Consider the following 18,047-nt stretch of genomic DNA (forward strand, 5'->3'; position numbering starts at 1 on the left):
GAAGGTAATACAAAAAGAATATGGGATATTTATTTTTATCATTAACCCTACGAATGTTTTATTTAATTTCATATTAATTCTACCTGCTCATTTAGGATAATGCTTATTTAATTAATAAGCACTATTAGTAATATCCTCAGTCGCATTACTCTTTTTCTAAATAGCCTGTTTTACTTATCAAAAGGTTTTCATAACCAAGGATCGGACAATGACAGACAGTTATAAATCATATGAAAAAAATATAATTTCTAAAGAAAAATTGAAAATAGATAATATTAGTAAGATAACCTCTCGCTATACATGGAAAAATAACACTGAAGATAGTAAAATCATCACACTTCTTTATTCATTTAGTCAAGGTTACACATTATGGGAAGCGGATACTCAAAAACAACAAAATGCGCCCCTATTCTTATTTAATGAAAAGCAGATTACCCAAGCTAAAGCTGCGATGCAAAGCTATGCAGACATCGCTAACATTCAATTTATTCAAGCCTCGGAAAACCATTCAGCCAATCTATTATTTTTAAATTATGAACAGCAAAATAGCCCTATTTCTGGCTATGCTTATTATCCCAACAATGGAAGCTTCAGCCCAATATGGATTAATTACGCTAAAAACGGTGCGACCAATCCCACAAAAATAAACTACGGTGGGCATGTCATTGCTCACGAAATCGGTCATTCTTTGGGGCTGGCACATACCCATGCTCCTTATGGCTATACGCAGCAAGCCAGTGTGATGAGCTATTTGTCGGAGAAATATTCTGGTGCTGATTACCGCTGGAACTATCCATCAACACCGCAGATATTGGATATCGCCACTGTCCAATATCTCTATGGTGCTAATCTCCACACACGGACGGGCAATACCATTTATGGTTTTAACTCCAATAGCGAGCGGGCGTATTTCACCGCACATGATGCCAATGACGTATTGATATTTTGCGTATGGGATGCCGGTGGTATTGATACATTTGATTTCTCCGGTTATTCGCAAAATCAAAAAATCAATATGAATGCACTCAGTTTTTCTGATATTGGTGGATTAAAGGGAAATATCTCAATTGCTGCTGATGTCATCATTGAAAATGCCATCGGCGGCAGAGGTGATGATGAAATTAGAGGTAACAGTGCAGATAATAGACTGGCTGGCGGACTCGGTGCTGACCAACTCTGGGGGGGAGAAGGAAATAATACTTTTGTCTATCTTAATGATAGTGATTCTTTAACAACCTCTGCCGATACCATTCATGATTTTAAAGCAGACAAAGATAAAATTGATTTATCGCCCTTTCTTTCTAAAGAGAGTGATATGCATTTGGTCGATAGATTTACCTTTAAAGGGATTAATGAGCGTGTAGAAATCATGCAGATATTTGATGAAGAGACCGATATGACATATTTGCTGATTGATCTTAATGATTACGAATATGAAAACGATATGCTGATAAACCTCACGGGGAAGCATCAATTGTCATCAAATAATTTTATTGCCAGCCCAATATTCGCTGCATAAAGTTTATACCCGCCATACTTCAAGCTCACGCTGAAATATGGCGGGTAGACCATCGTAGTTGTATTAAGAAAGAGGGGGATAAATATCAAAACGATGGCTTTTCGTCGTCACCGCGGCCTGCGCTGCCACACCTGCCAGAGGTTCAGCATAGTCGGGGCGTTTAACCACCACTCGCTTGGTTGCCAAAGCCCGCGCCGGAGCCAGTAAACCATCGGCATCCTCATCTGCACCCACTAACGATTGGAACACGCGCATTTCCTTTTTCACCAGTGCACTTTTTTGCCGGTGCGGGTACATAGGGTCGAGGTAAACGACTTCAGGCCGAGGCTCAATCTCCACCAGCGCGGTCAAACTCGAAGCATGCAATAACGTTAATCGCTCGCGTAGCCAAGGACCAATTTCAGCATCCTGATACCCTCGACGCAAACCATCTTCCAGCAATGCAGCCACCACCGGATTACGCTCCAACATTTGCACATGGCAACCCAGCGCCGCCAGTACAAAAGCATCACGGCCCAAACCAGCGGTCGCATCGACAACCCGCGGCAGGTAGCCTTTTTTGATACCTACCGCTTTGGCGACCGCTTCACCACGCCCGCCGCCAAATTTACGGCGATGAGCCAGTGTGCCGGAGACAAAATCAACATAGATCCCACCGAGTTTCGACTCATCTCGCTTGCGCAGTTCAAGGCGCTCAGGAGTGAGTACCAGCGCCATTATCGCTTGCTCGTCAGACACCAAACGCCAGCGTTCTGCCAGAATAGACAAGGCGCCGGGATCGGCGCCTGATTCAGACAATAAACAAATACTTATCTGTGACACATTCTAGCCCTTAATACCGTAATGGCGCAGCATAGCATCCAACTGCGGCTCACGGCCACGGAAGCGCTTGAACAGCGTCATTGGCTCCTCAGAACCACCTTGAGACAGGATATTATCGAGGAAGGACTGCCCGGTTGCCGCATTGAAGATCCCTTCTTCTTCAAAGCGCGAGAAAGCATCGGCAGAGAGCACTTCCGCCCACAGGTAGCTGTAATAACCCGCCGCGTAACCACCGGCAAAGATATGGCTAAAGGCATGTGGGAAACGGCCCCAAGTGGGTGATGGCACAACAGCGACCTGTTTTTTCACTTCATACAAGATCGGTAGGATCTGCGCGCCCGTCAACGGATCGAACTCATAATGCATACGGAAATCGAACAGACCGAACTCCAGTTGGCGCAGAATAAACAGCGCCGCCTGATAGTTTTTCGCAGCCAGCAACTTATCTAACATCTCTTGCGGCAATGGCTCATGGGTTTCGTAATGGCCCGAAATGAAAGCCAGCGCTTGTGGCTCCCAACACCAGTTTTCCATAAATTGGCTCGGTAACTCGACCGCATCCCACGGCACACCATTGATACCAGAAACACCCGCAGTATCAATTTTGGTCAGCATATGATGCAAGCCGTGGCCAAATTCATGGAATAACGTGGTCACTTCGTTATGGGTAAACAGCGCCGGTTTACCGCCAACTGGCCCATTAAAGTTGCAGGTTAGATAGGCTACTGGTTTTTGTAATTGGCCATTGGCCAAACGCAAGCTGCCGACGCAATCATCCATCCAAGCACCGCCACGTTTATGTTCACGGGCGTACAAATCCAGATAGAAGCTACCGCGCAATTCACCACTGGCATCAAATAGATCGAAGAAACGCACATCTGGATGCCAAGTATCCACATCATGGCGCTCTTTGGCGGTAATACCGTAAATACGTTTAACCACCTCGAACAGCCCTTCAACAACACGCTGTTCCGGGAAGTAAGGCCGCAATTGTTCATCACTAATGGAGAACAAATGCTGCTTTTGTTTCTCGGAATAATAAGTGATATCCCAAGCGGCTAGCTCACTGACGCCATAATGCTTTTCAGCAAAAGCACGTAACTGGGCCAGCTCTTCTTCTGCTTGCGGGCGAGCGCGTTTTGCCAAATCATTTAAGAAGCCCAGCACCTGTTGTGGGCTTTCTGCCATCTTGGTTGCCAGCGATTTATCCGCATAACTATTAAAACCAAGTAACTGTGCCAATTCATGACGTAAGGTCAGAATTTCGGCCATGATTTCGCTGTTATCCCATTTGCCAGCATTTGGCCCCTGATCAGAGGCACGGGTCGCAAAAGCACGATACATCTCTTCACGCAATTGGGCATTATCGGCATACGTCAGCACCGGAAGATAACTTGGCATATCCAGTGTCAGTAACCAGCCCTCTTGCTCTTTGGCTTCGGCCATGGCTTTGGCGGCTGCCAGTGCACTTTCTGGCAACCCTTTCAGTTGCTCAACGTCAGTAATCAGCTTGCTCCAACCCATCGTGGCATCAAGCACGTTATTGCTGTAAGTCGAACCTAGCTCAGACAGGCGGGCAACAATTTCGCCATAACGTTTTTGCTGTTCGGGTTCCAGACCGATACCGGATAACTGGAAATCACGCAGAGCATTTTCTACCGCTTTGCGCTGAGGAGCCGTCAAGGCATCAAACCCCGGCCCTTCTTTCAGGCTGACATAAGCCTGATACAAACCTTTATGCTGCCCGACCCATGTGCCGTATTCAGAGAGCAGTGGCAGACTTTGCTCATATGCCTCGCGCAGTTCCGGGCTGTTTTTCACGGAGTTCAAATGCCCAATAGGCGACCAAATGCGAGACAAACGGTCATCGGATTCAGCCAATGGCTGGCATAAATTATCCCACGTAAAAGGGCCTGGCTGGGCAACTACCCGCTCCACCGCTTGACGGCATTCATCCAGAGCGGATTTCACCGCCGGCACGATATCTTCAGGGCGAATAGCAGAAAATGGCGGCAGGGAGAACGGGGTCAACAGCGGGTTTGTCATAGGGCAGTCCTGATTATTTTAAGTTTCAATAAGGTTTTGAATGTCAGCCAGAACAGCGCTGGCTACAAAGAATAAATGACGAATAAGTTATTAACATGAGGTCTGCCAGCACGAAAATCAATGGCTGACAGGTTAATCAAAAACCTCAACCAACTTAAATTGCTCAAAGACCAGTAGCATATCAGGAGAAAAATCCCCTGCTCGCTCAAAAAATGCCTGATGCCCTTGCTGCCAGTACGTTAGGCTTTTATCACCCTCGCCTTCTTTGGCAGCCATTTCTGCGCTGACATCGCAATAACGAACCAGTGTTAGGCTAACAGTTCTGATCACGCAGACCGGCTCATTTCGGCCATTAAGAATGACGTTGTAATCACCAATACCCGGCGAAACCTCTGACTTATAAGCATGATACGAGCCGCAAGTCGCTGTTTTAGCCCCACTGATAACCAGTTGTGCCAGTTCATCAGCCATTTCAGGGCTATCACCAAATGGCCAGTGCAAGGCGTCAGGGTATCGTTCGGCGAGAGTCTTTTTATTCATTATTTTATCCATTCATTTTTACATCCATGGTCGCAAGGCGAAGTATTTGCCACAAATCAATGCTTTTCACTTTTTATCCACCAGACAGTTTATACTAGTTGCCATAATGTGCTGGCTACGGTCTCTGACTGGGATGTTTATTGCATCCACGCAGACAAAGCATGGTCACAATCCACAGTATATACTCTCATTAACTTGATGATTTATATCAGAATATCAATTGGTTAAAATAAAATGTTAAGTTACCGCCATAGCTTTCACGCCGGCAACCACGCCGACGTTCTTAAACACACGGTTCAAAGCTTGATTATTGAGTCTTTGAAAGAAAAAGAAAAACCGTTCCTTTATTTGGACACTCATGCGGGTGCAGGTCGCTATCAGTTAAGTGGCGAACACGCCGAACGCACGGGTGAATACCTTGAAGGTATCGGCCAGCTGTGGCAACGCGATGACTTACCTGCTGATTTAGCTCCGTATATGAGTGCTATCAACTACTTTAACCGTGGTGATAAGTTGCGTTATTACCCTGGCTCACCGTTGATTGCACGCCACTTATTGCGTGAATACGACAAAATTCATTTGACGGAGCTGCACCCTAGCGATTTCCCATTATTGCGTAATGAATTTGCCAAAGATGAGCGTGCAAAAGTACAACGAGCTGATGGTTATCAACAACTTAAATCACAATTACCGCCACCATCACGCCGGGGTTTTATCCTGATTGACCCACCGTATGAAATGAAAACCGACTATCAGGATGTAGTGAAAGGGATTCAGGAAGGTTATAAACGTTTTGCAACTGGCACCTATGCTTTATGGTATCCAGTAGTCCTACGTCAGCAAATCAAACGGTTATTACGTGATCTGGAAGCCACCGGCATCCGCCGTATTTTGCAAATTGAACTGGCCGTGCGCCCAGACAGTGACCAGCACGGTATGACGGCCTCAGGCATGATTGTGATTAACCCGCCGTGGAAACTTGAACAGCAAATGAATACCCTGCTGCCATGGCTACACAAAGCACTCGTGCCTTCAGGCCATGGTCATACATTAGTGAAGTGGGTAGTCCCTGAGTAAATAGTGCCTATACCCAATAGATTTCGAGTTGCCGTAGGTGGTAACTGAATGAACTCAACGCGTTGAGATAACTCAATGGATTGGGTCAATGATAGCAGCCAACAACCCTACGGCTTGAAAGATGTCGGGTATCAATCAATTGGTCACGTGAATCAGAGCAATTGATGCAACCTTTGCGACAAAATGCTGGCAAGGGTTAAACTCTTAGGCAATTTTTAAACGATTCTTGATGGAAACGACCCTGATGACTAAACATTACGATTATCTAGCAATTGGCGGTGGCAGTGGCGGGATTGCGTCGATCAACCGGGCAGCCATGTATGGCAAAAAGTGTGCGCTGATCGAAGCTAAACAGCTCGGTGGGACTTGTGTAAACGTGGGTTGCGTGCCGAAAAAAGTGATGTGGCACGCCGCACAAATCGCGGAAGCGATTAAATTATATGGCCCAGACTACGGTTTCGACACCACAATCAATCATTTTGATTGGAAGACTCTGATAAAGAATCGTACTGCCTACATCGATCGTATCCATCAGTCTTATGAACGTGGTTTAGGCAATAACAAAGTTGATGTTATCCACGGCTTCGCGCGTTTTGTTGATGCCCATACGGTGGAAGTCAATGGTGAGAAGATAACCGCAGACAATATTCTGATTGCCACCGGTGGTCGCCCAAGCCGTCCGAATATTCCTGGTGCTGAATATGGTATCGATTCTGATGGTTTCTTTGAGTTAGATGAGATGCCAAAACGGGTCGCTGTCGTAGGTGCCGGGTATATTGCGGTAGAAATCGCGGGCGTACTCAATGGATTAGGCACAGAAACACATCTTTTTGTACGTAAGCACGCGCCACTGCGTACCTTTGATCCACTGATTGTGGAAACCCTGTTGGAAGTGATGAACACCGAAGGGCCAAAACTGCATACCGAATCCGTACCAAAAGCCGTGATCAAAAATGCCGATGGCAGCCTGACACTGCAACTGGAAAACGGCACAGAAGTAACCGTCGATCATCTGATTTGGGCCATTGGCCGTGAACCTGCAACAGACAACCTGAATCTGCCTGCCAGTGGTGTCAAAACCAATGAAAAAGGCTATATCGAGGTTGATAAGTTCCAGAATACTAATGTCAAAGGTGTCTATGCCGTTGGCGATAATACTGGCGCGGTTGAACTGACGCCAGTGGCTGTAGCCGCAGGTCGCCGTTTGTCTGAGCGCCTGTTCAATAACAAGCCAGATGAACATTTGGATTACACGAATATTCCAACCGTGGTCTTTAGCCATCCACCTATCGGCACGATTGGTTTGACTGAACCACAAGCGCGCGAGAAGTTTGGTGACGATCAAGTGAAAGTCTACAAATCTTCATTCACGGCCATGTACAGCGCCGTGACTCAGCACCGTCAGCCATGCCGGATGAAGCTCGTCTGTGTCGGTGCGGAAGAGAAGATTGTTGGCATTCATGGCATCGGTTTTGGTATGGATGAAATTCTGCAAGGGTTCGCTGTTGCCGTGAAGATGGGCGCAACCAAGAAAGATTTCGACAACACTGTCGCTATCCATCCAACTGCTGCTGAAGAATTTGTCACCATGCGCTAAGACTGGGCAAATAGAGGGTCAAAGGCTATAAACCACAGGGTTTATAGCCTTTTTTATTGCTCACTTAATCAGCTAACTCAGAAACTGACTTTGACACCTAAATTACCGGCGTAGCCGTCCATTTTGCCATCAAATGCACGCTGGTATTTAACATCGGCATAAATATCAACACGATCATTCACTTTTGCGGTCACACCCGCACCGCCCTGCCAATAGGTTTTCGTGAATTCTGGGCGGAGGCTGGCAGTATCAATAGTGACCTGCGGGTTCTGCCCAAGTTGGTGAACAACATCAGCAGAAAAATACGGTTTGATAGCTTGCTGTGGCGTCACCTCACTGAATATCCGCATCCCAGCACGAGCCTGTCCAACAGAGTATGAAGTGCCACTTACCCCAGAAACATCATCACTAAAACCACTCAGATTCAGGTACTGATATTTCAGTTGCCCTTGAGGCTCTACTTTCCAGTTTCCGACAATGGGGTATGCCTGCCCAACTTCGGCAGATAGCGCCACACCATAACCATTTTGTTTTGCATCATGTTGGCTTTGATAGTTATTACGGTATAGCGTCCCCTGCCCAACGATGTCAACATAGCCACCTTGTGGCGTAGTTAAGGTGTAGTACCCCCCCAAGCCATAAGCATCCGTTTTAATTTTTCCGGTATTGACCGAGAGATCTGGCCGCACTGCCCGCGCCTGATCTTGTGCATCCGTGTCCTGCTTACCCAAGGTTATCATGACGCCAGCAGTGGCCTGAGTTCCCGCCGAATTTTCAGCCTGATAGACATCATGCCCTAATTGGGCGAACCAAATATCGGAGTCATAGTTAAAACGGCCAGCTTCAAACTGATTATGTTGCCCACTGATTCGCCCCCAAGAGCCCTGGCTAAAACCATTCGCCGCCCCTTTTACATCCCCTTGGCGCTCATGGAAGCTACCCAGTGTCGTGAACCCGTAGAATGCATTTAACCAAGGTGTTGCAATATAGCCGGGAACTTCACGGCGATAAGCCGTTTCTGGCACAGAGACCCCCGGCACAACTGGATTGACCGTAACAATTTCACCGGGATCGGTTGGGTCAGCCGGATCCGTTAACTTCGGTGGAGTCGGTGGCGTGGGTGAAATCGGTGGTGTAGGTGGTGTAGGTGGAATCGGTAATGGCGGTGATGTAGGTGGAATCGGTAATGGCGGTGGGGGGGCAACAGGCGCCAGATTCGATTGTAAATTCCAGTTGTGCTCATCAAGCTGATACAGGAAATACTCATAAGCACCAGCGACAACAGAGCCATTCATCGCAAAACGGCTACCGCTACTGTCCCCGTCAACCGTAATCAGATTAATACCGGAGCCAGTCGTCAATGCCCCCAACCCTCCCTGATTAATGACCTGAACACGATGATCGCCTGTCGCATTTCCGGTCACATGCAATCTATCCGTCGGAGAACTGTCATCACCCAATTGTGTATTAAAGTTCAGGATGCCGTTGCCGGTTAAATCGCTGTTCACCGTTAATGTACTGAAACCGGTGCTCGGCCCACGAGCAGAGGGATTATTACCCGTCGAAATAAAATTCAGTTGGCCCAGAATATTCATGGACTCAACATCGGCATCTCCAGTCAAATTCCAAATACTGCTAACATCGATATCAACACTTTTGGCATTACTGGCCGCACCGCTCCAGACAGAGCCATTTTTAAGCGCCAGATTAACGGTATTATTTTCATCGGCCCGAATATCACCCACCAAAATAGAATGATTGTCGGCGTTCACATTAACGTTACTGACAACATTCAATGGCGTGGCAACACTCCCCGTATTGGTCGAGGCACTGACCAGTACCCCATTGCCGCCACTCAGTTGCGAGCCATTTTTCACATCCACATTGATGCTGGCACCATAAGCCCGGATACCAGTCCCCTGTTCACTGATAATCTGGCTGTTATCTAATGTCGCCTGACTATAAGTTGTATTTGAACTGGTTGCATAAATCCCCCCGGCATTCGCTCCCGTGGTCGTGATTTGGCTATCTGCCAGCAAAATACGGCTATTAGTTTGTAGCCACAAAGCATAGGCACTCGCGCCAGTGGATGTCCCAGTAATATTTTTAGCGTTCACTAATGAGCTAGCAAAAGTGCCGAGCACCATACCCGAATCGCCCGTGGTATTAATGGTGGCACGATCCACATTCAGTGTTCCCCCTCGTGCGGCAGTCGCGCCAATACTACCCACACCAGCAGTCGAGATGGTCATGTTCGTGGCGTCAAACATTGATTCCGAATAAATACCGTGGGAGCTATTTCCCGTAGTGATAACCCGAGTATTATCTACAATAGCACTACCGCGGTTCTCAATAGCCGTCGCACCGTCACCCTCAGTAATAACTTCAGAATTATATACTTTCACTGATGAAGTCGTATCCGGCACCCAAATCCCCAAAGCATAAGTCCCTTTGGTGTGATAAGAGCCACCATTAACAGTGACATCGGCGTTCATATTTACGTTAACCATTGTCGCATTACCGCTGTGAGAAACGGCATTAACATCGTTTAATATGATGACGGCTTTGTTGGTCGAACTATTACCCATGGCACGCAATACTGCACCCGATGCCAAGTCAATATTGGCATTGCTGATGGTCGCCGCACCCGTGATGTCAAAAACCTGAGCAATATTACCGGTAGCCGTGAGGCCATCCAGAGTAATAGAGGAATCCCGACCAACGGTAACGCCGGCATAACCATTGGCCATATTGATCGTCGTGTTATCCAAGGCAGCATGTAAACCGCCATAGGAAATATACACACCCGTACCGCCGCCAGTGCCCGTATTATTAATGACATTATTTGTACCGGCTAAGGTGCTGCCAAGATCACTCAAATAAATGCCATAGCCACCACCACCACTCGCATTAAGTGTTGTGTTGTTCACCGTTAATGCTGCGCCCGCAGTGCCTGAGACACCGTATGCTGAACTTCCACGGGTGGTTATCTCAGTCCCATTAAGACTTGTGCGGCTCCCGATCCCCGTAGAATGAACACCATTTCCCTGCTGGCCCATAGTGGTTATCGACCCACCATTTAATACCACCGAACCTTTATTATTATTGATGCCATAAGCAACCACTCCATTGGTTTTAATGGTGGAATTTTCCAGGTTTAATGAACCGCCATTACTCACATTGACACCGTTCGCGCCACGCGCCGTAGTATTAATGGTGAGGTCAGATACCCCCGTGACGGTGCTATCAGTACCTTGTACAACAACGGCGGGCTGGTATTCACCGTCAGTGCCATATTCACCCGAAATAGGAACCGTAGTACCATCCGTAACACTGATGGTTTGTGCCGCCCAGCTGTAGATCGGGCTGAAAAGAGGGATAAGCAAGCTCGCCAGCAACGTTTTACGAAAGCGCGGGGAGAGGGTTGTTCTGTGTGTTTTCATGTTAATAACCTGGGCTTTTACATAAATGATTCAAATAGAGAAAATCTTCAACTTAATTCGTTAAATGCTATTTCTTGGTATTATTTAGATTTAATTGGCGGGTTTAATTTAAAGAATAACCAACCTAATTTATTAATAATGTATTCATTTAATAAACAATTTAATATGAGATTACGCCATATTGCTTGTAGGTTATTTCCTACAAAATTAAGAATGTAGGAAATAATCAATAAGTTAAGATTAATTAATATTAAATATAATTAGTTATAATTTTGATATTTCAGCTCAGTGGAATTTAATTCGGCTGGTTGTGATAGACGCCAACTCTGCTATCATCAACAGATTAGTTATCGTTTTATGTCATATTTTGTAGAATAATCATCTGCATAAGGCATGGATTAACGCAATTGAGGGGAATGATGCCGAACGCACAACAAGATAACTCAGCGCCACTGAACACAGGGTTTAAGACGGGTAAAAAAGCGATTTCCTATATAGCGCGAATAAGCCACCGTGTTAAAGCTTTTCCTGCTGTTGCCCATATTATCCGTGCAACAGATCGTTTCAATGATCGGCTCGGCAGTCAGTTTGGTGCCGCAATTACCTACTTCTCATTTTTGTCACTGATTCCTATTTTGATGGTCTCTTTTGCCGTAGTCGGTTTCGTGCTGGCCTCTAACCCTGACTTATTAGCTGAATTAATTAATAAAATTGTTAATACCATCAGCGATCCAAGTTTAGCAGCCACACTTAAAAATACGGTTAATACTGCCATCCAGCAGCGCACCACCGTTGGGTTGACCGGTCTGGCGATTGCACTTTATTCCGGTATCAGTTGGATGGGGAATTTACGCGAAGCCATACGTGCGCAATCTCGCGATGTATGGGAGCGTAATCCGCAGGATCAGGAAAAATTCTATTACCGCTATGCCCGCGATTTTATTTCTCTCACCGGGTTGGTTATTGCATTGATTATCACTCTTTCGCTGACCTCCATTGCGGGTGCTGCACAGTCGGCGATTGTTCATGCACTAGGGCTAGAAGGAATAGAGTGGCTGCGGCCAGCGATGACTCTGATTGCGCTATCGATATCCATAGCGGCTAACTATCTATTATTTCTATGGATATTTTGGATTCTACCGCGATATAAGCCCAAGAAAAAAGCGCTACTGCGCGGCACGCTGATTGCCGCTATCGGTTTTGAAATCATTAAATTCATCATGACCATGATGCTACCACGTCTCGCCAGTTCCCCCTCCGGCGCGGCCTTTGGTTCAGTGATTGGCTTAATGGCCTTTTTCTACTTTTTCGCTCGCCTGACGCTATTTTGTGCCGCGTGGATAGCTACGGCCCGTTACGCCGAGGATGGAACCTTACCCCCAGAGGCGGGTAATAAAACATCACAATAACTCACATATGCCAGTCATCATTCAATGACTGGCATATTCTTCTTTAAAGAAAATAACCACATTTCATTGTAAACCCAGCCTAAACAATACTTCTTCCATAATGATATATAAGTCTTATGGGGGATGCCGACCCCATGAGTTTCTGACTACACTGACTGCTCGTCATTAAAGTGAAGGGAAGCACATGCCACGTTATATAAAGAAACTTGGGGTTTTACTGATACTCCTCATCATTATTCTCCTCGCCGTCATCTATAAATTACGTTTTAGTAACGCTGATGCGCTATGGAAAATAGTCAACCAGCAATGTGTTCCCCATATGGAAACGGAACATAATCCACAGCCTTGTATCGAGGTCGATACCCACGCCGGTTTTGTGGTGTACAAAGATATACACGGGCCATTGCAATATTTGTTGATGCCGACGGCTAAGATCAGTGGTATCGAAAGCCCGGAATTGTTAACCCCCAACAGCCCAAAGTATTTTTTTGATGCCTGGCAAGCTCGTCATTTTATGGCAGATAAATATGGCGCACCGATTGATGATGCTGATATCTCGTTAGCCATAAATTCAAAATATGGCCGCAGTCAGGATCAGCTTCATATTCATATCTCTTGCCTGAAACCGCAGGTAAAAACAGCATTAGCCGCGCAAGAAAGCGACTTCCACCCACAGTGGCAGCCGGTTCTCGGCGGTTTATTGGGGCATGATTATCTAGCACGGCGAACAACGTCGATGGAATTACAACAATTAGGGGCATTTCGCTTGCTAGCAGATGAAGTGGAAGGGGCGAAAGATCACATGGGCCATTACGGTATGGCAATGACAGCATTGCCCAACGGAGAATTCTTGCTGTTGGCCAGTAAAGTCAATCCATTGAAGCTGCATCGTGCTTCGGTGGAGGAGTTGCAAGATCACAGTTGCACACTGCTCCCCCAACCACCGGCACATTAATACATCATTTCTTTTGCTTTATTTTTTTCAGGAATGGCGTGCACTGATTTTCTTCCGCTTCACTGGGGGAAATCAGTGCCAATAACGCCGCTGCCGGTGTCAGCGCCACACCCAAGACAGCAGCAACCGCACCACGGGCAAGCAATGGCCCCGCTTTCACTCCTGCATCCGGCTGCTTAAATGTCCCTTTGACATAAAGTGGTGAACGTAAGGTTAGAATGCGCAGCCCTTTGCTTTCTGGATCGATGGATAAATCCAGCCGCTCAGTCGCAAGATTGATATTTCCGGTAATATTGATAATGGCATTCTCGGTGTCGATAACAAATAGCCGCGGTGTTGCCAAGCCATTACGCAACTGAATATCAGCCACCGCGCAGTTGATTTTTACTTCATCGTCACCGAATAACTTCGCCACGATATAGTTACCCACATTTAGGCCAAGTAACTCCATCAAACTACGACTAATTAACCCTTGGTTCAGCAGCAGACGCAAATGCCCATTACTGGTTGCCAACAAAGCGGCTACCGAGTTGCCTTTGGCGGTAAATGATGCATCACCATTCATTTGCCCCAGACTGTTACGCATCGCCTGAACTTCCGGTAACAGTGCTTTCAGTTGCAAGCGGCGGGCATGTAAATCGACCTTACCTTGCATCGGATCTTTATTGCCGTTCAGCCGCAAAGTCGCATTGAGATTGCCCCCCGCCATACCGAACCGCAGTGGATCAAGCAATAGCTCACCATTATTGAGCACCACGTGAGTCGATAGATCGGTTAAAGGTAATGATTTATCACGATCGATATGTTTGGCGCTGTAAGTCACATCAGCATCCATCACATTCCAACTTTTGGTGTCAAACTTCTCAGTGGGTAGCACTTTATTCGCAGGCTGTCGGCTTCGCTCGCCCCGGTTAGCTTTTTCCTGATTAGAATCCGCGCCAATCAACGGCGCCAAATCAGCAAAGCGTAATTTGTTTGATGACAGCTCACCGGCTAATTTTGGTCGAGGTTGGCTGGCGGTATAAATCAAGTTGCCATGAATATCACTGTCGCCAATCTTTCCGTTAAACTTTTCATAGCGATAAACTGCCCCTCCCTCTTGTTTGAGGTGCGCAATGAGATGGCCATCAGTGTTGTAAGGTGGGGTAGCCGGTAGCAAAACACCAATCAGTGGATAGAGGTTATCCAAGCTAGCACCCGAGAATTTCAATTGCAGATCCAATCCCGCTAAATGACCGGGATCCGTTAATGTGCCCACCACCGCAACCCGCGTAGTACCGGAGCGTACATCTGCTTGCAACGGAAATGGCTGAGTCGCATCACTCATCGACAGCATACCACCCATTTTTCCACTGCCGGTTAATGGCTGGCCTTGATATTTGCCATCAATCTTCCAACCAAAAACATAATCTGGCGTGTTACTTTTTGCCTTTTCAGTGGCAGGGTTATCCTTTTTCTCCGCACGTGCGCCAGTTACCTCAGCAAAGGGTAACGGTTTGCCCAAGGGATCGATCACTGCGTGAAGATCAGCTTTTAGCAAAGCATCATTGAAATTTATCTCCCCACGATCAAAGACAATGTCGTGAATATTTACTGACCAAGCTGAAGGCGGGTTATCGCCCTCTGTCGGGCTATTTGCCAAATTAAACGTCCAGTTGTTCTTGCCGTTTGCCAGACGCAGCAAGTTAGCATCGGGTTGGGTCAGCCAAATACGTGGAATCAGCACTTCTTTCGCCAGTAGCGCCAAGGGGGCAATGCTGGCATCAACCCGTTTTAGAGTGACCATTTCCCCCGCAGGGAAAGCACTGGACGCGGTTTTGTCTTCAGGGGTTTTGGTGGCTTTATCATCGCCGAGATCCGCAGGATTGCCCAAAACCAAGTCTTCAGCATGAATATGCGGCCAAGGCACCCAGCCACGCCACCCCGGTTCGTCACCTTTGCGTGACCAATCCACACTCAAATTGCCACGAATGGCGAAAGGCCGTTGCAACTCAGCTGACACCTTTTCGTTAATCGTCGGCTTTAGACGATTCCAATCGAAAGTCATCACAAACACGATGACTGCTGCCAGTAACAGCACAATAATCCCGCTAACGCCAGTCAGCACTTTTCCGGTTTTGGTCATAACAGCTCCATGCCAGTACTCATGATGTATAAAGCCGAATCTACACCGAGGGTGTTCAGACAAGAGTCAGTTCACTGTATTTTAATTGAAAAATCGGTTAGACAAGGGTTAACCGATGGCAAGTGCAGATTCAGAAGATAGCTTTAACTATAGTAGATGGGCGGTTTCTCAGGAAAGATTAACCACAAAACAGCATGGGGAGTGTCTGTAATCGATCAAATGACGTGGGTCGGGAGAGATAGTAACCCTGCGCAGCCGCAGCATCAGAACGTTGTACCATCGCCCACTCTTGCGAGGTTTCCACCCCTTCAACAATCACGCCTTTACTGTAACGATCCATTAAGGTGACCAAAGTGAAAAACAGTTGGTTTCCAGCATCACTTTCTTGCAGCACGATAAACAGATCTCTGGCAACTTTAATGTATTCATAGCGCCAGCTAATAAATGAAGTGAAATTCGCCAACCCACTACCAAAATCATCCAACCACAGTCGATCGGCTTCTGCAATGCGGGCAAAGGGGGTATCCAAAGAGGTATCAACATGTTCAAGCAGTTCAAAGCGAATGTATGGCATATCATCAATCAACAACTTAGCCTGCAAGTCATCCTGCATTGCCATCAACGCCTGACCATCAATATTGATAGAAACCAGCACTGAATGATGAACAAATATCGCATGCCACTGCTTAATCATATTCAATTGCTCCAGCACCACATCCAAACGGGCACGGATACTGATAGCAGTAAAATAATCCTCCGGATTCAAGCGAGTATCGGGTGATGAAGGATGAAAAACTGCCGTGAGCAACTCGATCGCCAACAGCGCACCAGAGGTACGATAGATAGGTTGAAAAGTGTACCGACGCTGACATTGCCGCCAGAAGCTTTGTCCTTTATTTCGATCAATAGCGGCAAAGGATGGCGCAAGTAAACCTGATACTTTATTGGTCATCATCAGTTTAGTCGCCATGGTTCAGGACACCAGACAGCAAGGGCAGTCTGATGACATCCTGTTGTAAACGGTTTTCCTTCTGGAAATGTTATCGACTCGTGCGACCAGAACTTTATATATACCCAATAGATTTTGAGTGGCACAGTAAAGCCGTCTACAGTGAGTTAATCATGAGTGTATACCCAAAGTACTTGAAGATGCAGGGTATTAATAGATATGGAGATGAACATGCCTTATGTAAATATTAAAATTACACGTGAAGGGGCAACTGCGGAACAGAAAAAGCAGTTGATTGCTGGTGTCACCCAACTATTAGTCGATACTTTGGGGAAAAATCCCGCAACAACGGTTGTCGTCATTGATGAAGTGGATACCGATAACTGGGGTATTGGCGGGCACAGTGTTACCGACCTGCGAAAATCATCATAATAGGGTGCTGGACAGCGGGAAACTTGCTAGTTTCCCGACCTATATCATAAAAAATTTAAAACGTCGTTTTAATACTATTGACTCTGACTAAGCCAGCAGTGAGACTAACCCTATTTCGTTCCCACCACTGATTTACAATTCAGGAATAGGCCAGCTTTCCATGACCAGCAAAAATATTGCCGTTATCGGCGAATGCATGATTGAACTGTCACAAAAAGGTACCGACCTTAGCCGGGGCTTTGGCGGTGATACGCTAAATACAGCAGTGTATGTTGCCCGTCAGGTGTCACCGCAGGCCCTGAATGTGCATTACGTGACAGCATTAGGAACTGACAGCTTCAGTGAAGAAATGCTGGCGGCCTGGCAGCAGGAGAAGATCGATACCTCCCTTATTCAGCGGATGGATAATAAATTACCGGGGTTGTATTTCATTGAAACCGACAGCACCGGTGAGCGCACATTCTATTACTGGCGCAATGATGCCGCCGCGCGCTTCTGGCTGACCAGCCCAGACGCTGACGCCATCTGTCAGCGCTTGGAAAAATTTGATTACCTATATCTTAGTGGTATTAGTCTGGCAATTCTCGACAACACATCACGTCAGCGTTTGCTGAAATTACTCCGTGCCTGCCGCGCTAACGGTGGCAAAGTTATCTTTGATAACAACTATCGCCCACGTCTATGGCAAAGCAAAGAAGAGACACAAGAAGCCTATCGCGACATGTTGGCCTGCACTGATATCGCGTTCCTGACATTAGATGATGAGGATATGCTGTGGGGCGAGAAGCCACTGGAACAGGTCATTGACCGGACTCAAGCTTTAGGTGTCAGTGAGATTATTGTTAAACGCGGCGCAGATTCTTGCATTGTCTGGGTGAAAGAGGGTTTTGAAGCTCACCAATACGATGTGCCTGCCGTTAAACTACCGAAAGAAAAAGTGGTCGATACCACAGCTGCCGGGGACTCCTTCAGCGCAGGTTATCTGGCGGTTCGCTTGACGGGTGGCAGCGCCCATGACGCAGCAATACGTGGTCACTTGACTGCCAGCACAGTCATCCAATACCGCGGAGCCATCATTCCACTGGCGGCAATGCCAGCAGTCTGATTAAACGTGAGCTGATGACCGCTACTGG

At 46.8% G+C, this 18,047-nt stretch carries 13 protein-coding genes; 7 read left to right on the forward strand and 6 right to left on the reverse strand.

What is annotated here, in order from left to right; all coding sequences use genetic code 11:
* Positions 1–208: 208 nt before the first annotated feature.
* Complete coding sequence (locus HUZ92_RS09445) at positions 209–1,519, forward strand: M57 family metalloprotease (RefSeq protein WP_145579503.1); 1,311 nt, start codon at positions 209–211, stop codon at positions 1,517–1,519.
* 63 nt (positions 1,520–1,582) lie between these two features.
* Here HUZ92_RS09445 and rsmJ read toward each other — a convergent pair whose 3' ends face one another.
* From rsmJ to HUZ92_RS09460, 3 genes are all read right to left on the reverse strand, one after another.
* Entirely contained in the window at positions 1,583–2,341 is a 759-nt protein-coding gene (gene rsmJ / locus HUZ92_RS09450; protein WP_145579504.1) for a 16S rRNA (guanine(1516)-N(2))-methyltransferase RsmJ, read from the reverse strand.
* Positions 2,342–2,344: 3 nt separating this feature from the next.
* Positions 2,345–4,387: an oligopeptidase A gene (prlC, locus tag HUZ92_RS09455; RefSeq protein WP_050140032.1), complete on the reverse strand. Its 2,043-nt coding sequence runs from the start codon at positions 4,385–4,387 to the stop codon at positions 2,345–2,347.
* A 132-nt stretch (positions 4,388–4,519) separates the two neighbouring features.
* Positions 4,520–4,927 (reverse strand): ASCH domain-containing protein, encoded by a 408-nt coding sequence (locus HUZ92_RS09460; RefSeq protein ID WP_050295697.1) that lies wholly within the window; start codon positions 4,925–4,927, stop codon positions 4,520–4,522.
* A gap of 234 nt (positions 4,928–5,161) precedes the next feature.
* Here HUZ92_RS09460 and HUZ92_RS09465 point away from each other — a divergent pair, with 234 nt between their 5' ends.
* Positions 5,162–6,004 carry a 23S rRNA (adenine(2030)-N(6))-methyltransferase RlmJ gene (locus HUZ92_RS09465; RefSeq protein ID WP_050140033.1) on the forward strand — a complete coding sequence of 281 codons (843 nt, stop codon included), beginning with the start codon at positions 5,162–5,164 and terminating at the stop codon, positions 6,002–6,004.
* Positions 6,005–6,248: 244 nt separating this feature from the next.
* Positions 6,249–7,601 carry a glutathione-disulfide reductase gene (gorA, locus tag HUZ92_RS09470; protein ID WP_050099493.1) on the forward strand — a complete coding sequence of 451 codons (1,353 nt, stop codon included), beginning with the start codon at positions 6,249–6,251 and terminating at the stop codon, positions 7,599–7,601.
* 77 nt (positions 7,602–7,678) lie between these two features.
* Here gorA and HUZ92_RS09475 read toward each other — a convergent pair whose 3' ends face one another.
* Positions 7,679–11,044: an autotransporter outer membrane beta-barrel domain-containing protein gene (locus tag HUZ92_RS09475; RefSeq protein ID WP_145579505.1), complete on the reverse strand. Its 3,366-nt coding sequence runs from the start codon at positions 11,042–11,044 to the stop codon at positions 7,679–7,681.
* A 419-nt stretch (positions 11,045–11,463) separates the two neighbouring features.
* Here HUZ92_RS09475 and yhjD point away from each other — a divergent pair, with 419 nt between their 5' ends.
* Positions 11,464–12,453, forward strand: a complete 990-nt coding sequence (gene yhjD / locus HUZ92_RS09480; protein WP_145579532.1) for an inner membrane protein YhjD — start codon at positions 11,464–11,466, stop codon at positions 12,451–12,453.
* A 184-nt stretch (positions 12,454–12,637) separates the two neighbouring features.
* A complete protein-coding gene (locus HUZ92_RS09485; RefSeq protein WP_050140035.1) occupies positions 12,638–13,408 on the forward strand; it encodes a CDP-diacylglycerol diphosphatase in 771 nt (256 codons plus the stop codon).
* Positions 13,409–13,412: 4 nt separating this feature from the next.
* Here the strand turns inward: HUZ92_RS09485 and HUZ92_RS09490 are convergent, their stop codons facing one another.
* Both HUZ92_RS09490 and pdeH read right to left on the reverse strand, forming a co-directional pair.
* Entirely contained in the window at positions 13,413–15,533 is a 2,121-nt protein-coding gene (locus tag HUZ92_RS09490) for an AsmA family protein (protein ID WP_050099489.1), read from the reverse strand.
* 178 nt (positions 15,534–15,711) lie between these two features.
* A complete protein-coding gene (pdeH, locus tag HUZ92_RS09495; RefSeq protein ID WP_050099488.1) occupies positions 15,712–16,503 on the reverse strand; it encodes a cyclic-guanylate-specific phosphodiesterase in 792 nt (263 codons plus the stop codon).
* A 210-nt stretch (positions 16,504–16,713) separates the two neighbouring features.
* On the opposite strand from pdeH, the gene HUZ92_RS09500 reads away from it, so the two are divergent.
* Positions 16,714–16,914, forward strand: a complete 201-nt coding sequence (locus HUZ92_RS09500; protein ID WP_004388926.1) for a 2-hydroxymuconate tautomerase family protein — start codon at positions 16,714–16,716, stop codon at positions 16,912–16,914.
* 160 nt (positions 16,915–17,074) lie between these two features.
* Positions 17,075–18,019: a 2-dehydro-3-deoxygluconokinase gene (kdgK, locus tag HUZ92_RS09505; RefSeq protein ID WP_050140036.1), complete on the forward strand. Its 945-nt coding sequence runs from the start codon at positions 17,075–17,077 to the stop codon at positions 18,017–18,019.
* Positions 18,020–18,047 lie beyond the last annotated feature (28 nt).

It is taken from the genome of Yersinia vastinensis, assembly GCF_902726565.1.
GTDB classification, from domain to species: Bacteria; Pseudomonadota; Gammaproteobacteria; order Enterobacterales; family Enterobacteriaceae; genus Yersinia; species Yersinia vastinensis.